The organism is Stenotrophomonas sp. 22385, assembly GCF_052045085.1.
GTDB lineage: Bacteria > Pseudomonadota > Gammaproteobacteria > Xanthomonadales > Xanthomonadaceae > Stenotrophomonas.
On record NZ_JBQEOG010000002.1, the window covers coordinates 233,744 to 256,404 of the forward strand.

The 22,661-nt window shown below is 68.7% G+C and carries 9 protein-coding genes; 5 read left to right on the top strand and 4 right to left on the bottom strand.

Going from position 1 to position 22,661, the window contains the following annotated elements; all coding sequences use genetic code 11:
- The first annotated feature begins 59 nt into the window (after positions 1–59).
- Positions 60–1,037 (top strand): site-specific tyrosine recombinase XerD, encoded by a 978-nt coding sequence (xerD, locus tag ACTJI4_RS05535; protein ID WP_440868769.1) that lies wholly within the window; start codon positions 60–62, stop codon positions 1,035–1,037.
- 14 nt (positions 1,038–1,051) lie between these two features.
- On the opposite strand, the gene ACTJI4_RS05540 is transcribed toward xerD, so the two are convergent.
- Positions 1,052–1,936, bottom strand: a complete 885-nt coding sequence (locus ACTJI4_RS05540) for a hypothetical protein (protein ID WP_440868770.1) — start codon at positions 1,934–1,936, stop codon at positions 1,052–1,054.
- A 167-nt stretch (positions 1,937–2,103) separates the two neighbouring features.
- Here ACTJI4_RS05540 and ACTJI4_RS05545 point away from each other — a divergent pair, with 167 nt between their 5' ends.
- Positions 2,104–2,880 (top strand): DsbC family protein, encoded by a 777-nt coding sequence (locus tag ACTJI4_RS05545; protein WP_440868771.1) that lies wholly within the window; start codon positions 2,104–2,106, stop codon positions 2,878–2,880.
- Positions 2,881–2,966: 86 nt separating this feature from the next.
- Here ACTJI4_RS05545 and ACTJI4_RS05550 read toward each other — a convergent pair whose 3' ends face one another.
- The 3 genes from ACTJI4_RS05550 to ACTJI4_RS05560 form a co-directional block, all read right to left on the bottom strand.
- A complete protein-coding gene (locus ACTJI4_RS05550; protein ID WP_440868772.1) occupies positions 2,967–4,484 on the bottom strand; it encodes a hypothetical protein in 1,518 nt (505 codons plus the stop codon).
- A gap of 213 nt (positions 4,485–4,697) precedes the next feature.
- Positions 4,698–5,009, bottom strand: a complete 312-nt coding sequence (locus ACTJI4_RS05555; protein ID WP_440868773.1) for a hypothetical protein — start codon at positions 5,007–5,009, stop codon at positions 4,698–4,700.
- Positions 5,010–5,196: 187 nt separating this feature from the next.
- Positions 5,197–7,299: a glycosyl hydrolase family 18 protein gene (locus tag ACTJI4_RS05560; RefSeq protein ID WP_440868774.1), complete on the bottom strand. Its 2,103-nt coding sequence runs from the start codon at positions 7,297–7,299 to the stop codon at positions 5,197–5,199.
- Positions 7,300–7,599: 300 nt separating this feature from the next.
- Here ACTJI4_RS05560 and purL point away from each other — a divergent pair, with 300 nt between their 5' ends.
- The 3 genes from purL to ACTJI4_RS05575 all read left to right on the top strand — a co-directional run bounded on the left by purL (position 7,600) and on the right by ACTJI4_RS05575 (position 22,558).
- Positions 7,600–11,484, top strand: coding sequence for a phosphoribosylformylglycinamidine synthase (gene purL, locus ACTJI4_RS05565; protein WP_440868775.1), 3,885 nt, complete (start codon positions 7,600–7,602; stop codon positions 11,482–11,484).
- 448 nt (positions 11,485–11,932) lie between these two features.
- Positions 11,933–20,581 carry an ESPR-type extended signal peptide-containing protein gene (locus tag ACTJI4_RS05570; RefSeq protein WP_440868776.1) on the top strand — a complete coding sequence of 2,883 codons (8,649 nt, stop codon included), beginning with the start codon at positions 11,933–11,935 and terminating at the stop codon, positions 20,579–20,581.
- A 123-nt stretch (positions 20,582–20,704) separates the two neighbouring features.
- The gene (locus ACTJI4_RS05575; RefSeq protein ID WP_440868777.1) at positions 20,705–22,558 is read left to right on the top strand and encodes a S8 family peptidase; all 1,854 of its coding nucleotides are present in this window, start codon (positions 20,705–20,707) and stop codon (positions 22,556–22,558) included.
- Positions 22,559–22,661 lie beyond the last annotated feature (103 nt).

The following is a 22,661-nucleotide window of genomic DNA, read 5'->3' on the forward strand; positions in this document are numbered from 1 at the left end:
ATACCTGCGCCTGACGTCCGTTTGGCGGGTCGCCACCGGCCCGCCTGTATCCTGTGCGCATGGCCGATACCTTCACCCCCGCCGCGCGCCGCCAGCTGGTGCAGCACCTGCCCGAGCTGCGCGAGGACGACAATGCGCTGATCCAGCGCTTCCTGGATGCGGTCTGGGCCGAACAGGGCCTGGCCCGCGCCAGCCTGGACAGCTACCGGCGTGACCTGGAGGGACTGGCGCGCTGGCGCAACGGAACTGGCGGCGGGCTGGCCGGGATCGACCGCGCCGGCCTGTTCGAGTACCTCGCATGGCGCGCGCGCCACGGCTGGTCGCCGCGCAGCAACGCGCGGCTGCTGTCGGCGCTGCGCGCGTTCTTTGCCGATGCGCTGCGGCGCGGCCAGCGCAGCGAAGACCCCAGCGCGCTGCTGGATCCGCCGCGGCTGCCGCGGCTGCTGCCCAAGGCGCTGGCCGAAAGCCAGATAGACGCGCTGCTGGCAGCGCCGGAGGTGGCACAACCGCTGGGCCTGCGCGACCGCGCCATGCTCGAACTGATGTATGCCGCCGGGCTGCGCGTGAGCGAACTGGTGGAGCTGCCGGCCAATGCGGTGAACCTGCGCCAGGGCGTGCTGCGGGTCACCGGCAAGGGCAGCAAGGAACGGCTGGTGCCGCTGGGCGAGGAGTCCCAGCACTGGCTGGAGCGCTACCTGCGCGAAGCACGCCCGCAGCTGGCTGGCACGCGTTCCGTGCCCGCCGCGCGCGACGGCGAGGTGCCGCTGTTCCTTGAGCCGTCACTGCACCCGCTGAGCCGCCAGCAGTTCTGGGGTCTGGTGAAGAAATACGCCGTGCTGGCCGGGATCGATCCGGTGCGGATCAGCCCGCACGGGTTGCGCCATAGTTTCGCCACCCACCTGCTCAACCGCGGCGCCGACCTGCGCGCGCTGCAGATGCTGCTGGGGCACAGTTCGCTGTCCACCACCCAGATCTACACGCTCGTGGCGCGCGAACACCTGCAGAAGCTGCATGCCAGACATCACCCGCGCGGCTAGGCGCGCAGGGTGATTCAGGCATGGCTTTCAGAGGGGTCGGCAAGCGCCCACCCCTCTGTCGATGTCGTGCAGCAGCTGACGTCGTCCGATTCTGCCCCGCAGTCGTAGTCGCTGTCGCAGTCGCTCTCCGAGCTGGACCCCGCATCGGCCAGCATCGCCCGCTCCCACCATGCGTCCCGGGCATCCTGGCGTGACACGCGGCTTGGCGACGAAGAAGCGACGCTGAAGCGGCGCGCGGGATTCTCGATGCCGGCCACCCAGCCCTCGGGGTGCAGCGGCGGCGTTGGCGTGGGCGCCGGCGCCACTAATGCCTCGAACACCTTCAGCAACGCGGCTTGGCGGCCGTGTCCTACCGCAGGTGCCTGTGCATGCAGATGCTCCAACGCGGCGCGCTGCAGGTGTGCGGCGCGCTCCGGGTCGTTCTTGCCGGCGGCGGTCGCGAGCCGGAACGCGGCAGCAAAGTCGGCGATGTTGTCCAGCTCGCCGTTCCAGAACAGGGTGGCCAGTGCTGCGCGAGCGCGGGCAGTCACCGCGTCCGGGCAGAGCAATGCCTGCAACGACTTCGCACGCGCGCCCGTGTTGGATACCCAGCGAGGCCGCAGGCCGCCGCAGCTCTGCAGTATGTGTTCAAGACGACGGCTGCGATCGGCCACGCGCTGGGACGGCATGAGTTTTTCGCGCAACCCGGCCAGGCGCGACGCGCGCTGGACCAGCTGGGACGTGGTGAGCTGACCGTTCCAGAAGCGGCGGCATAGTCGCGTCTCGCTGTTCTGGAGGCTTTCCATGGCGCGGATGAAGTGGGTGCCGCTCTCGCTGCCGGCCGCCAGTGCCACGCGTGCGGAGGTGCGGCCCAGGAGGTGGGCCTTGATCGAAAGCGAGATCGAAGGGGGAACGTGCACGTGGAGAGAACAGGGGGAGGAGGGTCCACCAGCGTGCATTGGCCGACCGGCGGACACTTTCACGATTCGCTCTGCTGATCCAGCCAGGGCCCGCGCTGCCGCCGCCGCGACATCGCAATCGGAGGCGCTGTGCGAGAATCAGCGGATCTTCTCTCGTGGAACTGCAGATGCTTCGAGTCCTCACCGTGGCCCTGTTCGGGGCGCTCAGCCTGACCGCCTGCGCCCAGCCGGCCCCGCCGGCCGCCAAGCCTGGCGCCAAGCCGGCGAGCAACGCCGCGCCGGCCAATGCCAATGCCGACCAGACCGTGCGCAGCGCGCTGGCCGGCCTGGACCCGAAGTTCAAGCCCGACTACATCGGCGAGGCGCCGTTCCCGGGCTTCCGCGAAGTGCTGGTGGGCGGGCAGGTGCTGTACGTGTCCGACGACGGTCGCTACCTGATGCAGTCCCAGCCGTATGACATCCAGAACCGCGCCCCGGCCAGCAGCGCCGGGCTGCTGGCGTACCGCAGGCAACTGCTGGACAAGGTGCCGCGGGGTGAGCGCATCGTGTTCGCCGCGGCCAACCCCAAGCACACCCTCACCGTGTTCACCGACATCGAATGTGGGTACTGCCGCAAGCTGCACCAGGACCTTCCCGAGCTGAACCGCATGGGCATCACCGTGGAGTATCTGGCCTTCCCGCGCATGGGCCCGGGCAGCAAGGACTTCACCGACATGATTTCGGTCTGGTGCGCGAGCGACCGCCGCAAGGCGCTGACCAACGCCAAGCAGGGCCAGCCGGTGACGCCGAAGAACTGCACCAGCCCGGTGGCCATGCAGTACAACCTCGGCCAACAGGTGGGCGTCAGCGGCACCCCGGCGGTCTTCGCCGCCGACGGTACCCAGCTGGGCGGCTACGTGCCGCCGGCGCAGCTGCTCAAGGCGCTGGAGCGTCAGGCGCGCTGACCACCCGATGCCCCGGATCGAACCATCTGGGGCATCTGCGCTGCTTCAACGGGCCTCGATGTCCGGGATTCAGGAACGCCTTGCGATCACCGCCAGTCGTGTCCCAGGTCGGTGTCGCTATCGTTGCCGGAATCCTCCCCGCCCGAGCCCCCGTTGAAGGAATAGCGCTTTTCCAGCGAGGTCAAACTGTCCCGGAGAATTGCTTCTGCGGGAGTCAGATACACGGCACCGGACTTGTCCGGCACCTCGATAACCGTACCCTGCCGCCTCGTCCCTTCCTTCTGGATAGCTTGGAACAGGCTGGCAACGTTCGCATCGACGGAGTGACTGACAACCGCATGCCCGTAGACGGGAGCGGGCGGAACTGCCGGTATGCCAGGCACCTCAGCAGCCGCGTGTGGTCTCTCGAACAGGCGCGCGAACTGCGCCATCTGCTCATCCTCATCCCGGAAGCGCTTGTCAGCGGCCTCCAGTTCTTCCGCAGTCAGCTCATCCCATTCGTCCTCGGATCCGCTGTCGCCTGATGACGCGATGGAGGCTTGGTCACTGATGTTGCCACTGTCGTAATGCTCCATAAGACTGCTGCTGTCACTCTCGTAGTCCGGGGCGGGAGTGTGTGTGCCGAGCTGCGGTCTTGGAATGGTGAAACTGATCGGACCCTCGGCGCTGCCGTGCTGGTGATGAGGGGTGGCAGAACGCCAGAGATCAACCTGCGGTCTGGGGATGGTGTACCTGAGAGGGGTGTCCTCAAGGACCGAGCTGCCGTTCCGCGGCTGGATCCCGTCTGGGTGATCCAACGTCATTTCGGACGGCGCCATGTTGTCTGAATCGCTCGCGTTGGCGAACGCCATCGACTGCAGAAGATCGCCGTTCAACGCTTCAGGAGCATCGCGCTGCGTGACGGCGTCGGATTCCCCAAACAGGTCCAGCGCGTCGCCCATGAAGTCCACGGACTCGCGATCATAAACCGGGGAATGGAAGGCATGGCGCTGGGCGATGGATATCACTTCGCTGCCTCCGTTGTGTCCAGAGTTGACGAATGAGCCACGGGCCGATGCCACCGATACCCCTTCGCTTGGCTCCCGCTCGCCGAACATGGTGTTGCTGTCCAGTTCCGCATTGATCAACGCGCTTGCCTGGCGATTGAGGTCGGTCATTGCGTCAAAAGGGCCGTGAACGGCCTTTGGCTGCATCACCATCTTGGGATGCAGTTCTCTGCCATCGTGGGGAACGCGGATTCGAGGGCTGTCGGGCGCTGGCGGGCGTCCGCTCCGGGGAGGTGCGCCGAAGCCGTGGTGCAGCCAACTGGTGTTGGATCTCAGTCCGGCACGTTTCGCCAGCACCGGTGCCATGCTCGGCTCACGGCGCGCCATCGGGTTGGAAACTGATACGGGAACGCAGTGTCGACGTTGCGTCTGGCCGCGACCTCCATCGGACACGCGCAGGGCATCCGCTGTACTGGCGGGGTGCGCCCCTGCCCAGGTGCCGGTGTTCCTCAACGATTGAATGTCCTCGCGCGAAATTCGCTTCAACTTGAGCTGGTCTTTCGCAGCCTGGTTGCCGAGTGCAGCGCCAACGCGCAGTAGTGCGGTGGGAATACGCATGGGTGCAATGCGCCGTCAAGAATGGATGGCCATTATTTGGCGGCTGGCGCGGGGTACTTTCATAAAATACTCACGCGCACTTCGCCGGGCGATTCCCGTTCAGCCGGCAAGGCTCTTCTTGAGCGAACCCAGGCGCGCGCGAGTGCCTGCCGAGGAATTGACGTGCTCGGTTCTGAGGTAGTGGAGGGAATGGACAGCAGGCAATCAACACGCTCAAGGGAGCGCTGCGTCGTCATGAGCTTGGGGCGGGGCGCCCGTGCGGGTGTGCCAGTTGCGTTGCGCATTCGCGATCTGGATCTCTTCGCGTGCGAAGCGTTCGTCGAACTCTCTCTGCTCCTCCGGCGTGTACTGGACATCGTCCAGGTCGCTGCCCCAGACATCCTCGTCGGATTCGCAGGCTGCCGGTGGAGGAACTGGCCGCCCGGGCGACGGGGCGGGGGCGGAAGACAATGTGGGCGACACGGTCCCCCGTCCGTTCTCGATCGTGGTCAACACGATATCGGGGCCAGGTGTGAAACGCGTCATTCGCGGCGGCACCGGCGGCGGTGTGCGGTAGGGCGGTGAGGATTGGATTCGTCCGGACATGTGCATCCCGTGTCGGTAGTGAGCCGTTGCCGGGAGGAGTGTGTGGACTGCCTGCATCTGCCGCTTTCAGATTGCGCTCATCCGCCATGAAGCACGCCCGGGGCCAGCGGCCCCGGGCGCGCATGACTTACTTCAACCCATTGCTGATGGTGTTCACCAGCGTGCCCTGGGTGTCATCGCCGCTGAACTCCCAGAAGAACGCGCCGCCCAGTCCCTGGGTTTTCACGTACCCCATCTTCTCGGTCACCATGGCCGGCGTGTCGAAACTCCAGAACGTGGTGCCGTTGTAGCTCCAGGTGGCCCGCGCATTTGCATCGGTGTAGATCGGATGGTTGAGGTTCTTCAACACCTTCCAGTCTTCAATACCGGCTTCGTAGGTGCCGGGCGCCGCGCTGCCGCTCTGGTACAGGCCATTGTTGACGTTGGGCACGTTGGTCCAGCCACGGCCGTAGAAGCCGATGCCCAGGTTGAGCTTGCTGGCCGGCACGCCGCGGGCGAGGAAGGCTTCCATCGCGTCGTTGCTGTTGTACAGCTTCGTGTCACCGGTGGAGGGGTCGGCCGGCGAGTCGAACAGCGCCGAATGGTGGCCGGTGATCGGATCGAACGCGCCGTGGAAGTCGTACGTCATGACGTTGATGAAATCCAGGTACGGGTGATACGCCGCAGGATCGGTCACGCGGATCTTGTCGATGCCCGCGCCTACCGCCACGGTCAGCAGCAGGCCCGGGCGCACCGCATCAAGCTGGCGGCGGAATTCGGCCATCAGCGCGGTGAAGTTGGCGTTGTCGGCCGGGGTCCCGCAGGCGATGCCGCACGCCACCGGGTACTCCCAATCGATGTCGATGCCGTCGAAGACGCCCGCTGCCGCGCCGACACCACCGGCACCATCGGTCACCGGCAGGTTGCCCTTGATGTAGGCGTCGATGCACGAGGCCACGAAGGCCTGGCGATTGGCCGGCTGCGCCGCGCTGGAGAAACCGCGCGACCAGGTCCAGCCCCCCAGCGAGATCAGCACTTTGACGTTCGGGTGCTTGGCTTTGAGCTGCTTGAGCTGGTTCCAGTTGCCACGCAGCGGCTGGTCCCAGGTATCGGCACTGCCGCTGACGCTTTCACCCGCCTGGAAGGCCTTGGTGTAGTCGGCGAACGCATCCCCGCCGGCACCGGTGTTCGGGTCCGAAGGTTGGGTGATGCCCACTTCGCAGCGGTTGTTCCGCACGTTGCCGAAGGCGTAGTTGATGTGGGTCAGCTTGCTGGCCGAGCCGCTGGTGTCGATGTTCTTGACCCGGTAGTTGCGCCCATAGATGCCCCACTGGGTGAAGTAGCCGATGACGCGCTTGTTGCCGCCACCGCCGCCGCCAGCGGATGTGGTCACGCTGATCGACGCGCTGCGGGCCGAGGCGTTGCCGGCGTTGTCGCGGGCGCGCACGGTGTAGGTGTAGCTGGTGCTGGCGGTGAGGCCGCCATCGGTGTACTGCGTGGCGCTGGGTGAGCCCACCAGGCTGCCATTGCGGTAGACGTCGTAACCGGCCACGCCGCTGCCACCGCTGTTGTCGCTGGCGGCGTTCCAGGCCAGGTTGACCGTGGTGGCGGTCTTCGAGGGCGAGGCCAGCCCGCCGGGCACGCTGGGCGGGGTGGTGTCGTTGCTGGCCGCATTGACCGTGACGCTGACCGTGGCCGACGAGGTCACGGCATTGTTGTTGTCGGTGGCCACTGCCTTGAAGGTGTGGGCGCCGGCCGACGCATTGGTCCAGCTGACGCTGTAGGGCGCGCTGGTGTCGATGCCCAGCGAAGTGCCGCCGCGGAAGAATTCGACCTTGCTCACGCTGCCGTCGGCATCGCTGGCGTTGGCGCTGACGGTGATGGTGCTGCCGGCGCTGAAGCTGGCGCCGTTGGCCGGCGAGGTCAGACTGACGCTGGGCGGCTGGTTGCTGCCGCCGCTGTCGCAGGCGCCCAGGTTGGTGTAGTAAGGCGCGCCGGCCGGGTGGTCGGGCGGGGCGTTCCAGATGTCCTGGTTGGCCCGGTACAGCACCCCACCCTTCTGCAGGGTGCTGCCGGCCAGATAGATCACATTGCCGTTCCACTCCGGCACGCCGGTACAGCTGGCGGCCAGTGCCAGGCCGGGGCTCAGGGCCGCCGAACCCAGCGCCAGGGCCAGCAGCCAGCGGCGGTGGCGGGCGGGGGAGCGGGGAGATAACGATGTCACCGTACTGCGCGCAATCGGGTCAGCCATGTCGTACTCCGATCAGGTGGTGGGCGCTGGGCGGCAGGGTGCCGACCAGCGTTGCAGCAGGTCCGGGGCCGGTGAGAGAGGCCGGCAACAGCAGAGGGGGCGGACGCGGGCCCGCCCAGCGGCGCGCCGGGCGAGTGGTGGCAACGTTGTCATGGATTGCCCGTCCATTCCGTGCGCCAGTGCACCGTTCGAGGCGTCCGCGGTTTTGCCCGGACCGGCGGCAGGCGGGGCCGGACCGGGCAGCGGGCCGTCGGGATCGGTACAATAGTGGGCCCCGTCTCCAACCACGGTTCCCCGGACATGATGGTCCTCGAGGGCGCATCCGCCCTGTCGCCGTTCCGCCGCGAACGTCTTGAATCCCGCCTGCAGTCCCTGGCCGCCGACCTGCGCATCACCGGCGCCTGGCACGTGTACTTCATCCAGACCGAGGGCGATGCCGCTCCGGACCCGGCGATCCTGAGCCGGATCCTGGAAGCCCAGCCCGCGCTGGCGCCGCAGCAGGCCGGGGCGATCACCCGCTTCGTGGTGCCGCGCCTGGGCACGCTGTCGCCGTGGTCGAGCAAGGCCACCGAACTGGTGCGTGGCGCCGGGCAGCCGATCCGCCGGGTGGAACGTGGCCTGCGTATCGACCTGGCCGGCTGGCCGGCCGATGCGACCGCCCGCGAGGCAGTAATCCGCGCCCTGCACGACCCGATGACCCAGTCGGTGCTGGATGAGGCCAGCCAGGCCCAGGCGCTGTTCACCGCGCCGGCCCGTGGCGAGCTGGAGCGGGTGGCGCTGGAAGACCTGGAAGCGGCCAACCGCCGGCTCGGCCTGGCCATGGCCCAGGACGAGATCGACTACCTGCGCCAGCGCTTCGGCGACCTCGGCCGCAAGCCGTCGGACGTGGAACTGATGATGTTCGCGCAGGCCAATTCCGAGCACTGCCGGCACAAGATCTTCAATGCCACCTGGACCATCGATGGTGCCGACCAGGCCCATTCGCTGTTCCGCATGATCAAGAACACCCACCAGCACACCCCGCAGCACACGCTCAGCGCATACAGCGACAACGCGGCAGTGGTGGCCGGCTTCCCGGCGGCGCGTTACCGCCCGGACCCGGCTACCGGTGAGTACCGCAGCGAAGCGGTGGTCGATTCGGCGTTCTGCATCAAGGTGGAAACCCACAACCACCCGACCGCGATTGCCCCGTTCCCGGGCGCGTCCACCGGCGCCGGCGGCGAGATCCGCGATGAAGGTGCCACCGGCCGCGGCGGCAAGCCCAAGGCCGGGCTGACCGGTTTCTCGGTCTCGCACCTGCGCATCCCGACCCTGCCGCAGCCGTGGGAAGCGCCGCGCGCGCTGAACCCGCGCATGGCGCCAGCGCTGGACATCATGCTGGAGGGCCCGCTCGGCGGCGCCGCGTTCAACAACGAGTTCGGCCGTCCCAACCTGCTGGGCTACTTCCGCAGCTTCGAGCTGCCCGAAGGCGAAGGCCTGACCCGTGCCTACGACAAGCCGATCATGCTGGCCGGTGGCCTGGGTGCGATCGACCAGGTCCAGGTCGAAAAGCTGAAGCTGCAGCCGGGCGATGCGGTGATCGTGCTCGGCGGCCCGGCCATGCTGATCGGCCTGGGCGGCGGTGCGGCCAGTTCGGTGGCCTCCGGCGAAAGCGCCGAGGACCTGGATTTCGCCAGCGTGCAGCGCGACAACCCGGAAATGGAGCGTCGTTGCCAGGAAGTGATCGACCGCTGCGTCGCGCTCGGCCTGGACAACCCGATCCGCTGGTTCCATGACGTCGGCGCCGGTGGCCTGTCCAACGCGATTCCGGAACTGCTGCACGACTCCGGCGTGGGCGGCGTGATCGACCTGGGCAAGGTGCCCACCGATGACCCGTCGCTGTCGCCGATGCAGTTGTGGTGCAACGAATCGCAGGAGCGCTACGTGCTTGGCGTGCCGCAGGCGCGCCTGGCCGAGTTTGCCGCGCTGTGCGCACGCGAACGCTGCCCGTTCGCCGCGGTCGGCGTGGCCACGGCCGAGGAACGCCTGGTGGTCGCCTACGGTGCCACCGTTGCCAACATCCCGGCCGATGCCCCGATCGACTTGCCGATGGACGTGCTGTTCGGCAAGCCGCCGAAGATGCACCGCGACACCGCGCACCCGCCGGCGCCGCGTTGGCCGGCGCTGAAGACCGGTGGCCTGGACCTGCACGAGGCCGGCCTGCGTGTGCTGGCGCACCCGTCGGTGGCCTCGAAGAACTTCCTGGTCACCATCGGCGACCGCAGCGTGGGTGGGCTGACCGCGCGCGAACAGATGATCGGCCCGTGGCAGCTGCCGCTGGCCGACGTCGCCATCACCCTGGCCGGCTTCGATACGCTGGCCGGTGAAGCGATGGCGATCGGCGAACGCACACCGTTGGCGCTGCTGGATGCGGCCGCCTCTGCGCGCATGGCGGTGGGCGAAGCGATCACCAATCTGTGCGCCGCTCCGGTCGATGCGCTGGACACGGTGAAGCTGTCTGCGAACTGGATGGCCGCAGCCGGCCACAACGGCGAAGACGCGCTGCTGTACGACGCGGTGCGCGCAGTGGGCATGGAACTGTGCCCGCAGCTGGAGCTGAGCATCCCGGTCGGCAAGGACTCGCTCTCCATGCAGGCGCAGTGGCACGATGCCGGCACGGCGCACAAATCGGTGTCGCCGGTGTCGTTGGTGATCAGTGCGTTCGCGCCGGTGGCCGATGTCAGCACCCAGCTGACCCCGTTGCTGGACCGCGACGCTGACAGCGAGCTGTGGCTGATCGGCCTGGGCGCCGGCAAGCAGCGCCTGGGCGGTTCGATCCTGGCCCAGGTGCACGCCGACCACAGCGCGCTGCCGGCGTTTGCCGGGGCCGTGCCCGACCTGGATGACCCGCAGCGCCTGCGCGCGTTCTTCGAACTGATCCGCGATGCACGCCAGTCCGGCCTGCTGCTGGCGTACCACGACCGCAGCGATGGCGGCGCGTTTGCCGCGCTGTGCGAAATGGCCTTTGCCTCGCGCCAGGGCCTGGACATCACCCTGGACGCGTGGGGCGATGACCCGTTCCGCAGCCTGTTCAACGAAGAGCTGGGCGCGGTGGTGCAGATCGCGCGCGAAGATCGCGCGGCATTCGCCGACCTGGTCGAGCGCCATGCACTGACCGAATGCGCACAGCGCATCGCGCGCCCGACCACCGCGCCGGTGGTGCGCGTCTCGCTTCAGGGCGAAAGCCTGGTGGAGTGGCGCTGGGAAGCGCTGTTCGATGCCTGGTGGTCGGTCACCCACGCCATGCAGAAGCTGCGCGACAACCCGGAGAATGCCGACCAGGAGCACGCCATCGCGCGCAGCTTCACCGCGCCGGGCCTGAAGCCGAAGCTCAGCTTCGATCTGAATGACGACGTGGCAGCGCCGTTCATCAACACCGGCGCGCGTCCGCGGGTGGCGGTGCTGCGCGAGCAGGGCGTCAATGGCCAGATCGAGATGGCCAACATCTTCGAACGTGCCGGCTTCCGCAGCGTGGACGTGCACATGAGCGACCTCATTGCCGGCCGGGTGGACCTGGCCGACTTCACCGGCCTGGCCGCCTGTGGCGGGTTCAGCTACGGCGACGTGCTTGGCGCAGGCCGCGGGTGGGCCACCTCGGTACTGGAGCGCAGCGCGCTGCGTGATGCCTTCGCCGCGTTCTTCGCCCGCCAGGACAGCTTCGCGCTGGGCGTGTGCAACGGGTGCCAGATGATGAGCCAGCTCAAGGACATCATCCCCGGCGCAGAGCACTGGCCGCAGTTCCGCCGCAACCGCAGCGAGCAGTTCGAAGCCCGTACCGCACTGCTGGAGGTGGTCGAATCGCCGTCGATCCTGTTGCGTGGGATGGCCGGTTCGCGCCTGCCAGTGGCAGTGGCGCACGGCGAAGGCCAGGCGGTGTTCGCCAACGCCGTTGACCAGGCCGCCGCCCGGGTTTCGCTGCGTTACATCGATGGCGACGGCAACGTCGCCACCCAGTATCCGCTGAACCCGAACGGGTCGCCCGACGGCATCACCGGCCTGACCACCACTGATGGCCGCGTTACGATCATGATGCCGCACCCGGAGCGGACCCCGCGTGCGGTGAACCTCAGCTGGCGCCCGACCGATTGGAACGGCGACTCGCCGTGGCTGCGGATGTTCCGCAACGCAAGAGTATGGTGCGGCTGACGCAATGTGATGAAGTAGTGAAAGCTGCGTGAAAAAACCGCCGGACAACCGGCGGTTTTTTTTTGCGTGCCGCCTCAACCTGTGACGAAGCAACAAGTTACATCGCGTTACAGGAGTGAATTCGCGTGATGATGATCGCTCACATTGAACTAACAAAACGCGCTCATGAAGCGTCGAATCTGTGACGGATCTCGCGTTCGAACAATTTCTGACGTCAAAGTCTTGACGTTAACAAAACCCTGCGTTAACACTGAGTTCTCAGTTTGCAATCGTTCAGTTCGGAATCAACCGCAAGGATGGCGAGTTCTCTGTTCGTTGATCGCGCCGTAAGCGCGCCATCCGGCACAACGCAGTAAATCAAGCGGAAAACGCCCTCAGGGGACGTTGGGCCACGCGGCCTGGCGTTGGCGTCGCTTTGCCCAAAACCAGCCAACCAGGAGTCGCATCGATGAATCGGATTTATCGCAAGGTCTGGAACAAAGCATTGGGGCAGATGGTCGTTGCCTCCGAACTCGCCAGCAGCCAGACCCCGGGCGTGGTCATCGACCGGCGGCGATCTTCCGACACGCGAGGTGGCGCGGTGCTCTCGGCCGCCATCGCGTTGACGCTTGGATTGGGCATGACCGGTGCCATCTCCGACGCGCATGCGCAGTCGGTGGAAGTGGGCGGCAACGCCAACTGTGTGGTGCTCAACAGCAATGTGATCGACAGCTGCGTGGTGGACGGCAACGCGACCGCCTCGGGCGCCAACGCCGTGGCCATCGGCAGCAACAGCACCGCCTCTGCAGCCAACAGCGTGGCGCTCGGCGCCGGCTCACGCGCCGCACGCGCCAACACCGTTTCGGTCGGTGATGCCGGCAAAGAGCGCCAGGTCACCAACGTTGCGGCGGGGACGGCGGCCACCGATGCAGTGAACAAGGCGCAGCTGGATACCGTCGCCGCCACGGCTGCCAGCGCGACGCGCTACTTCAAGGCCGATGGCGAAAACAGCGACAGTGACGCCGCCCGCATCGACGGTGAAGGCGCACTGGCGGCCGGCGCCGCGGCCAACGCCGATGGCGACGGCGCCACCGCACTGGGCCGCAACAGCCAGGCACTGGCCAACGCTACGACGGCGGTCGGCAGCGACGCCGTTGCCGCCGGCCTGGGTGGCAGCGCGTTCGGGCAGAACAGTCTGGCCATCGGCGATGCGACGGTGGCGGTAGGGCAGAGCGCGATGGCATTCGGGCTGGGTGATGTAGCGCTCGGTGCCTCCGCCTTCGCCGCCAGCGAGAACGGCGCGGCAACGGCCATTGGCGGCCTGGCCGAAGCCAGTGCCGATGGTGCGACTGCCATTGGTGGTGGCGCGTTGGCGATCGGCGCGGGCAGCACCTCGCTCGGCCGCGGCGCTGGCAGTGGCGGCGAAGCCTCGATTGCGGTGGGGGCGTTTAGCACGGCGGTTGCCGATTTCAGCGCCGCGCTCGGCTCCAACTCCGCAGCCGTGGCGGTCGGCAGCGTCGCACTGGGTGCCGGCTCCTACGCCGATCGCGTGGATACGGTCTCGGTCGGCAACAACAACGGCCTGGAGCGGCAGATCACCCACGTCGCCGCCGGCACCGAAGCCGGTGATGCGGTAAACAAGGCCCAGCTGGACGAAGTGGGCGAGGTGGCAGGCACCACGGCGAAGTACGTGCAGGTCACCGGCAGCGCCGACAGCGACGCGGGTGCGTTTGCCGACGGCGACAACGCCACCGCCGTGGGCGAAGCCACCAATGCACTTGGCACCGGCACCACCGCGCTTGGCAGCGGCGCGAACGCGGTGGCGCAGAATGCGACCGCCGTGGGCTACAACGCGCTGGCCAGCGGCCAGAACAGCGCGGCCTTCGGCACCAACGCGCAGGCCAACGGCCCCGGCAGCGTTGCCGTCGGCGGCGCCGCCGTCGATGAAGAGGGCAACCCGCTGATCACCAACGGTGGCGTGCCGGTCGATACCGGCGCTACCAGTGCCGGCGTCGGGGGTACCGCCGTTGGTGCGAGCGCTGAAGCGTCCGGTTTCGCGGCGTCGTCGTACGGCGTCGGCGCGTACGCAGCCGGTGCACAGTCCTCCGCCTTCGGTGCGGTGGCCAACGCCACCGGCGATTACGCCACCGCCGTGGGCACCCAGAGCGTGGCCGCCGGCACCAGCAGCACCGCCGTCGGCGGCCCGGCCGACCTGATTCCAGGACTGGGCTTCTTCGTGCAGACCCAGGCCAGTGGCGAGGCGGCCACGGCCGTTGGTGCCGGCGCGATCGCCAGCGGCGATTACGCAGTGGCCAACGGCACGCTCAGCGAAGCGTCCGGCACCGAAGCCACTGCCGTGGGCTACTTCGCCTACGCCCCGGGCGAAGGCGCCTCCGCACTCGGCGCGGAAAGCTGGGCCAGCGGTGAACTGAGCACGGCCGTCGGCTTCTACAGCACCGCACGCGGTGCCAACAGCGTTGCCCTCGGTGCCAACTCCACGGCCGTGCGCGACAACACGGTGTCGGTCGGCGATGTCGGCAACGAACGCCAGATCACCCACGTTGCCGCCGGCAGCGAGGACACCGACGCGGTCAACAAGGCGCAGCTGGACGCGGTCGCCGCGACGGCCGACGCGACCGCCTACCGGTTCAAGGCCAATTCCTCGCAGGACAGCGACGTGGGCGCCTTCGCCGATGGCGATGGCGCGCTGGCCGCAGGCGAGGCCAGCAATGCCATCGGGTCCGGTGCCACCTCGGTGGGCAACGGTGCCTCCGCAGTGGGCGATGACACGGTGGCCGTGGGCCGCAACGTCGCCGCCACCGGCAACGGCAGCGTCGCCATCGGTGGCGTGGGCCAGGCCTATGACCAGTACAACTCGCCGATCGTCGATGCCGACGGCAATGCGGTGACGGTCGGTACCACCGCCGCGCAGGATGCCGTCGCCGTCGGTGCGGGCGCGCAGGCCACCGGCGCGCTCAGCAACGCCTACGGCAGCGGCGCACAGGCCACGGGCGACAACAGCCTGGCGCAGGGCTACAAGTCGCGCGCCACCGGCGAGTACAGCGTTGCGCAGGGCGACAACGCCTTCGCCAGCGGCAGCGAAAGCACCGCCACCGGCGCCTATGCATGGGCTACCAGCGACGGCGCCACCGCGTTCGGTTCCAGCGCGTGGGCCACCGACGCCAATGCCACTGCGGTGGGCTATGCGGCGTGGGCCGATGGCAGCGGTGCCACGTCGGTCGGCTACAACAGCTGGGCGCGTGGCAACAGCGCCACCGCACTCGGCCGTGGCGCGTTCGGGTACGGCGACAACAGCGTCGCTGTGGGTTACCAGGCACTGGGCAACAGCATCAACACCATCGCCATCGGCACCAACGTGGTGGCCGGCGGTGAAAGCGCGATCGGCATCGGTGCCGGCAGCAACGCCAGTGCCGCCAACGCGGTGGCGCTGGGCGCCGGCGCACGCGCCGACCGTGCCTACACGGTGTCGGTCGGCAACGACGACCAGCAGCGCCAGATCACCCAGGTCGCCGCCGGTACCGAAGGCACCGATGCCGTGAACGTGGATCAGCTCACGGCCGCCACGGAGAGGTTCCAGGCCACGGGTGATGGCGTTGCCGTGGCCGGTGGCGAGGAAAGCGTGGCCGCCGGTTCCAACGCGGCCACCGATGGCGATTACGCCACGGCAGTGGGTTCCAGCAGCTTCGCCAGCGGCACCGGCGCTTCTGCAGTCGGTAGTGGTGCGTTCGCGCTCGCCGATGGAGCCACCGCTGTTGGTTTGAATGCGCTGGCCAGCGCAGGCAATGCCACGGCCACCGGCGCAGATGCGCAGGCCACCGCCGAATACGCTACCGCCACTGGTGCCGAAAGCCTGGCGTCGGGCGAGCAGAGCACCGCCAACGGTGCGGCCAGCATCTCCTCCGGCGCAGGCAGCCTCGCCAGCGGCGCGCTGTCCGAAGCCGCCGGTGAAGAATCGGTGGCGCTCGGCTACTACAGCACCGCCAGCGGCTCGGGCGCCACGGCGGTCGGCGCGGAAAGCGTGGTCAGCGGCACGCTGTCGGCGGGCTACGGCTTCGCCTCGGAAGCCACCGCCGGCTACACCACCGCGATCGGCGGTTACGCGGCAGCCACCGCCTTCAACGCCACCGCGCTGGGCAGCTTTGCCCAGGCCACCGGCTCCAACAGCGTGGCGCTCGGCGGGGACGCCGAAGCCAGCGGCGCGTACAGCACCGCCACCGGCCAGGGCAGCCTGGCCAGCGGCACCAACAGCGTGGCCATCGGTGGCGCGCTGTTCGGCCTGCTGCCGACCGAAGCCTCCGGCAACTACTCCACCGCTGTGGGCGGTGGTGCATGGTCGCCCGGCTTGAACAGCACCGCACTGGGCAATGCCGCCACCTCCGAAGGCGAGAACAGCGTAGCGCTCGGTGCGGATTCCATCGCTGACCGGGATGACAGCGTGTCGGTCGGCAGTGCCGGCAGCGAACGCCAGATCACCAACGTGGCCGCCGGTACCGAAGGCACCGATGCGGTGAACCTTGATCAGCTCAACGCGGTCGCCGATACCGCGGCCACCACCAGCAGGTACTTCCAGGCCAGCGGCAGCGATGCCAGCGATGCCGGTGCGTTCGTCGACGGCGACGACGCGCTGGCGGCCGGTGAAGCCAGCAATGCCATCGGCAATGGTGCCACCGCGTTGGGTGCAGGCAGCACGGTGGTGGCCAACGAAGCCACCGCCGTCGGCTTCAACGCCACTGCCACCGCAGACAATGCCGTGGCGGTGGGCAGCAATGCCGCCAGCACCGGCGCAGGTGCGGTTGCAGTGGGTGACCTGAGCACCGCCAGTGGCGGCGCGGCCATCGCCATTGGCGGCGGTGCGCTGTCGCAGGGCTTCGGGGCGGTCGCCATCGGCGCCGGTTCGGAAGCCAGTGGCCTGGCCTCCACCGCCGTCGGGTACGGCGCGTGGGCGCTGGGCCGCGAAGCCACCGCCATCGGCAACTTCGCCACCGCCGACGGCTGGGCGGCCAGTGCGTTTGGTGCAGGCGCCACGGCTGCCTTCTTCGGCACCGCGATCGGTACCTACAGCTATGCGGACGAAGTAGCCACCGCAGTGGGCCAGGGCACGCGCGCCAACGTAGCCGGTGCCGCGTTCGGCGTGCAGGCCAATGCCGGCGAGTACGGCGTGGCGCTGGGCAACAACGCGGCCACCGCACAGAACGGCGTGGCGGTGGGCTTCAACGCCTTGGCCGGTGCCGACGCCAACAGCGCAAGCCAGGGCATCCAGACCACGGCCATCGGCAGTGAAGCCTGGGCCACCGAAGACGGTGCCACCGTGGTCGGCTATAACAGCTACGCGCAGGCGCTGAACTCGACCGTCGTGGGCAGCAACACCTGGACCACCAAGGACGCCGAAAACAGTGTCGCGCTCGGCGCCGGCACGCTGGCCGACCGTGCCAACACGGTGTCGGTGGGCGCGGCCGAAGCCTGGACCGATGCGGCCGGCGTGGTGCATGACGCCATCGATCGCCAGATCACCAACGTGGGGGCCGGTACCGAAGACACCGATGCAGTGAACGTGGCACAGCTGAAGGAAGTGGCTGCGGTGGCTGAAACCACCAGCAAGTACTTCCAGGCCAGCGGCAGCGACGACAGCGATGCCGGTGCCTATGTCGAAGGCGACAACGCACTGGCGGCGGGTGAAGCGTCCAATGCGATCGGCGATGGCGCCAGTGCACTCGGCAGCGGTGCCAACGCGCTGGCCAACAACGCCACCGCCATCGGCTTCAACGCGCTCGCCAGCGCAGAAGGTGCGGCGGCGCTGGGCAGCGAGGCCCAGGCGACCGGCGAAAACAGCGTGGCCATCGGCAACGGTGCCGCCGCCACCGAGATCGGTGCCAGCGCTGTGGGCGCAGGTGCGCAGGCCTCTGGTGCGTACAGCACGGCCGGCGGCAGTGAAGCCATCGCGTCGGGCCAGCAGGCCACCGCCAACGGTTTCCGTTCCACGGCGTCTGAAGCCGGTGCGTCGGCGTTCGGTGGCTACAGTGAAGCCACGGGCGAATTGTCGTCGGCACTGGGTTACGGCGCGGTTGCGTCCAATGCCTACGCCACCGCCGTCGGCGCAGCGGCTACCGCCTCCGGTGCCAGCGCGGTTGCGGTGGGTGAGTTCAGTGAAGCCACCGGCGACGAAAGTGTCGCCGTTGGCGGCAGCACGTTCTTCGGCTTCATCCCCGCGCGCGCGTCGGGCACCGGGGCCTCGGCCTTTGGTGCGGGTGCCTGGGCCACCGACGACTACGCCACCGCCGTCGGCTGGAATGCGTGGGCCGATGCGGCCAGCGCCACCGCGCTGGGTGAAAGCGCAACGGCCACCGGCGTGAACAGCGTCGCCCTGGGCGCAGGCTCCAGCGCGGACCGCGATAACAGCGTCTCGGTAGGCACCGCCACCGCGCAGCGGCAGATCACCAACGTGGCCGAAGGCACCGAAGGCACCGACGCGGTCAATCTCGACCAGCTCAACGCCGTGGCCGACACCGCCGAGGAAACCAACCGCTACTTCAAGGCCTCCGGCAGCGGCAACGGCGATGACGTGGGCAGCTACGTCGATGGCACCTACGCCACCGCCGCAGGCGAAGCGTCCAACGCGTTCGGCACCGGTGCGTCGGCCTACGGCAGCGGTTCGCTGGCGTCGGGTCGCTATGCGTCGGCGTCGGGCTACAACGCCTCGGCCACCGCCGATTCGGCCACCGCCATCGGTGGTTCGCTGTACTACGAAGATGCCAACGGCAACGTGCTGCTGGACAAGGCAACTGCTGCCAGCGGCACCGGCGCCACTGCACTGGGTGCCGGCGCGCAGGCCGCCGGCGCGTTCAGCACCGCCAGCGGTGCCGGCGCTTCCTCGGCCGGGGTGCAGTCGTCGGCCTTCGGCTACAGCGCCGAAGCCGGCAGCGACTACAGCACCGCTGTCGGCGCGTTCAGTGCCGCCAGCGGGGTGCGTACCACCGCGCTGGGCTACGGCGCCGAAGCCAGCGGCGATTACGCTTCTGCGTTCGGCTGGGGCAGTACCGCCTCGGGCGCGTACGGTATCGCCATCGGCAACAGCGCCCAGGCCAGCGGGGCCAACAGCTTCGCCGGCGGCGCCAGTGCCTGGGCAACGGCCGCACAGACCACCGCCGTGGGGCAGCTGGCCTGGGCCACTTCGGCGGGCTCCACGGCCATCGGCCAGGACAGCTACGCCTACAGCGGCATCAACGCCACCGCGCTGGGCAAGAGCGCCTGGGCCAGCGGCACCGGCAGCGTGGCGCTGGGCGCGGGCTCGCGTGCCACGGAAGCCAATGTGGTGTCGGTCGGTGGCGGCAACGGCACCACCGGTCCGGCGACGCGCCGCATCACCAACGTCGGTGCGGCGGTAAACGCCAATGACGCGGTCAACAAGGCACAGCTGGACAGCGTGGCTGCCACCGCAGATGCGGTTGGCCAGCGCTTCCAGGCCAGCGGCAGCGGCGTTGCCACGGCAAGCGGTACCGATGCGCTGGCGGCCGGTTCCGGCGCCACCGCCAGTGGCACCCGCAGCAGCGCGCTGGGCAGCGCGGCAACCGCCTCGGCCACCGGCGCGACGGCCGTGGGCGCCGATGCCTCGGCACGCGGCGACAACAGCACGGTGCTCGGCCGTCTGGCCTCGACCAATGCGACCAATGGCGTGGCCATCGGCAACGGTGCGTTCGTCAGCAATGGCGCCAACGGCATCGCCATCGGCGCCAGTGCCGGCGCATCCGGAGCCAATTCGGTGGCACTGGGCGCGGGCTCGCGTGCGGTGGAAGCCAACGTGGTTTCAGTTGGCGGCGGCAACGGCACCGATTCGCCGGCCACCCGCCGCATCGTCAACGTCGCGGCCGGGCGTGTCGCGGCCGGCAGTACCGATGCAGTCACCGGCGGCCAGCTCAACACCACCAACCAGCGCGTGGGCGCAGTGGAAACCCGGGTGGGTGACATCGACGACCGCATCGGCTCGGTGGAGAACGTCACCGCCAATGCGCTGACCTACGACAACAGCAGCCGCGATACGCTCACGCTGTCCGGTCTGGACGGCACCACGCTGGACAACGTCGCCACCGGTTCGATCGCCAGCGGCAGCCGCCAGGCCGTCAACGGCGGCCAGCTGTTCCAGGCGCTGACCGATACCGCCAGTTTCCTCGGCGGCGGCGCCAGCGTCGGCATGCAGGGCGTGTTCGTCGCGCCCAACTACGTGATCCAGGGCACCACCTACAACAACGTGGGTGATGCGCTGGGCGCGCTGGATGCCAAGGTCAGCGACCTCGACCAGCGTGTGGCCGGTGGCGGCAGCACCGTGGCGCGCGCGCGCACCGCGTCGGCGTCCACCGCCCGCGTTGCCGACGCTCCCGAAGCGGCCGAGACGGCAGCGACCACGGCCGCCAGCACCGACAGCACCGCCAGCGCTGATACCGCGCGCGTGGCCAGCGCCGATGCGCCGGTCGTGCAGGGCACGCCGACCGCCGCCAGTGTCGGCGCCCCGCAGCCGGTGGCGGCGGTGGCGCCGGTCACGTCGGTGGCGATGGGTGAGGGGGCCGTTGCCAGCGGGGCCTCGGCCACCGCGATCGGGCAGGGGGCCAGCGCCACGGCCGCCAACTCGGTCGCGCTGGGCCAGGGCTCGGTGGCCGACCGCGCCGACACGGTTTCGGTGGGTGCCGTCGGTGCCGAACGCCAGGTGACCAACGTTGCCGCCGGCAGTGCCGCCACCGATGCGGTCAACAAGGGCCAGCTCGATGGTGGCGTCGCTGCGGCCAACAGCTACACCGATCAGCGCTACAGCGCGATGGCCGACACCTTCGACATCTACAAGGGGGAAATCGATGAACGCCTGCGCCATCAGGATCGCCGCATTGATCGCCAGGGCGCGATGAACGCCGCGATGCTCAACATGGCCACCAGTGCCGCCGGCATCCGCACGCAGAACCGCGTCGGCGTCGGTGTCGGCTTCCAGAGCGGCGAATCGGCGTTGTCGCTGGGTTACCAGCGGGCGCTCAGCGAACGCGCCACCGTCACCGTCGGCGGTGCGTTCAGCAGCGATGACAGCTCGGTCGGCGTCGGCGCCGGCTTCGGCTGGTAAGCAAAGCAATGCAAGGCCTGAGGGGGCGGGTCACGGGAACCCTGGCCAGGGCCGGCCGGGGTTTCCGCATGGAGTGTTGGCCTGAACAGTCGTTTGATCCATGACCTTGAAGAGGATTACACCGTGACCAAGAAGCAGAACCTTCGCATCAACGTGCTGGCAGCCGCCGTGCTGTCGCTGTCCGTGGGCGCCAGCGCCTATGCCGCCGGTTTGCCGGTCAAGGAGCCCGCGCGCCAGGCCAGCACCGCCCAACAGGGTTCCGAACGCATCATCGTCAAGTACCGCACCGGCACCGCTGCTGCCTCCGACCGCTCGGCCAAGCTGGCCGCAGTGACCTCGGCGGTCTCGCGCGCCAGCCTCGGCGCCACCACTGCGCGTGCCGCGGCAGCCAGCCCGCAGGTGCTGCGTCGGCTCGGCACCGGTGCCGATGTGATCCGCCTGCAGGGCAAGCTCAGCCAGGCCGACCTGCAGAAAGTGCTGAAGGAAATCCAGGCCGATCCGTCGGTCCAGTACGCCGCAGCCGACGTCAAGCTGCAGCGCGCGGACGTACGCGTCAAGGAAACCCCGCAGCTGGTGCCCAATGACCAGTACTACGCGCAGTACCAGTGGCACCTCCACAGCGCCACCGGCGGTGTCAATGCGCCGGCTGCGTGGGACGTGGCCCAGGGCGAGGGCATCGTGGTGGCCGTGCTCGATACCGGCATCCTGCCGCAGCACCCGGACTTCGCCGCTGGCACCCTGCTGGAAGGCTACGACTTCATCAGCGATGCCGAAACCTCGCGCCGTCCCACCGATGAACGCGTGCCCGGCGCGCTGGATTACGGCGACTGGGTAGAGAACGACAACGAGTGCTACGCCGGCTCGCTCGCTGAAGACAGCTCCTGGCACGGTACCCACGTGTCGGGTACGGTCGCCGAGGCGACCAACAACGCGGTCGGCATGGCTGGCCTGGCCTACAAGGCCAAGGTGCTGCCGGTGCGCGTGCTCGGCAAGTGCGGTGGCTACCTGTCCGACATCGCCGATGCGATCACCTGGGCCTCCGGTGGCACCGTAGCCGGCGTGCCCGCCAACCCGAACCCGGCCGAAGTGATCAATATGAGCCTGGGCGGCGGCGGTGCCTGCGACCCGGCCTACCAGGACGCGATCAACGGCGCCGTGTCGCGCGGCACCACCGTGGTGGTGGCGGCCGGCAACCAGGCCTCCAATGCCTCCGGCTACCGTCCGGCCAGCTGCGCCAACGTGATCGCCGTGGGTGCCACACGCATCACCGGTGGTATCGCCTCGTACTCCAACTTCGGCGCGGCGGTGGACCTGTCCGGTCCGGGCGGCGGTGGCGGCGTGGATGGCAACCCGGGCGGCTACGTCTGGCAGGCCGGCTACAACGGCCTGACCACCCCGACCTCCGGCGCCTACAGCTACATGGGCATGGGCGGCACCTCGATGGCGTCGCCGCACGTGGCCGCCGTGGCCGCGCTGGTGCAGGGCGCGCTGGCCTCGGCCGGCAAGGACCCGCTGACCCCGGCGCAGCTGGAGACCCTGCTCAAGCAGAGCGCACGCAAATTCCCGGTGACCATCCCGGCGGCTACCCCGATCGGCAGCGGCATCGTCGATGCCAAGGCCGCGCTGGACAAGGCCCTGGAAGAACCGTGCACGGTCGACTGCGCGCCGGAAGCGACGCCGCTCACCAACCGCGTGGCGGTCAGCGGCCTGACCGGTGCCGGCGGCAGCGAAACGCTGTACAGCTTCGAAGCGGCCGCGGGCAAGACACTGAGCTTCCTCACCTACGGTGGCAGCGGCAACGTATCGTTGTACGTCAGCGCCGGCGCCGAGCCGACCGCGACCGACTTCGATGCCAAGTCCGCGCGTCCGGGCAACAGCGAAACCGTGCGCTTCACCGCGCCGGTGGCGGGTACCTACTACATCAAGCTGGTGGGTGAATCGGCTTACAGCAACGTGAGCATCCAGGCCGTCCAGTAACGGTCGGCACTGCCTGCGGGAGCCCGTCATGTGACGGGCTCCCGTTTTTCATTGGCCACCACCGCATGTGGCATCACGGCGAACTGCTAAAGTCTGCGGGTCG

What these genes read in the sequence shown, in the direction of transcription:
- ACTJI4_RS05555 (WP_440868773.1), bottom strand. Translation starts at nt 5,009, where the DNA reads ATGACGCGTTTCACACCTGGCCCCGATATCGTGTTGACCACGATCGAG.
- ACTJI4_RS05560 (WP_440868774.1), bottom strand. Translation starts at nt 7,299, where the DNA reads ATGGCTGACCCGATTGCGCGCAGTACGGTGACATCGTTATCTCCCCGC.
- purL (WP_440868775.1), top strand. Translation starts at nt 7,600, where the DNA reads ATGATGGTCCTCGAGGGCGCATCCGCCCTGTCGCCGTTCCGCCGCGAA.
- ACTJI4_RS05545 (WP_440868771.1), top strand. Translation starts at nt 2,104, where the DNA reads ATGCTTCGAGTCCTCACCGTGGCCCTGTTCGGGGCGCTCAGCCTGACC.
- ACTJI4_RS05550 (WP_440868772.1), bottom strand. Translation starts at nt 4,484, where the DNA reads ATGCGTATTCCCACCGCACTACTGCGCGTTGGCGCTGCACTCGGCAAC.
- xerD (WP_440868769.1), top strand. Translation starts at nt 60, where the DNA reads ATGGCCGATACCTTCACCCCCGCCGCGCGCCGCCAGCTGGTGCAGCAC.
- ACTJI4_RS05570 (WP_440868776.1), top strand. Translation starts at nt 11,933, where the DNA reads ATGAATCGGATTTATCGCAAGGTCTGGAACAAAGCATTGGGGCAGATG.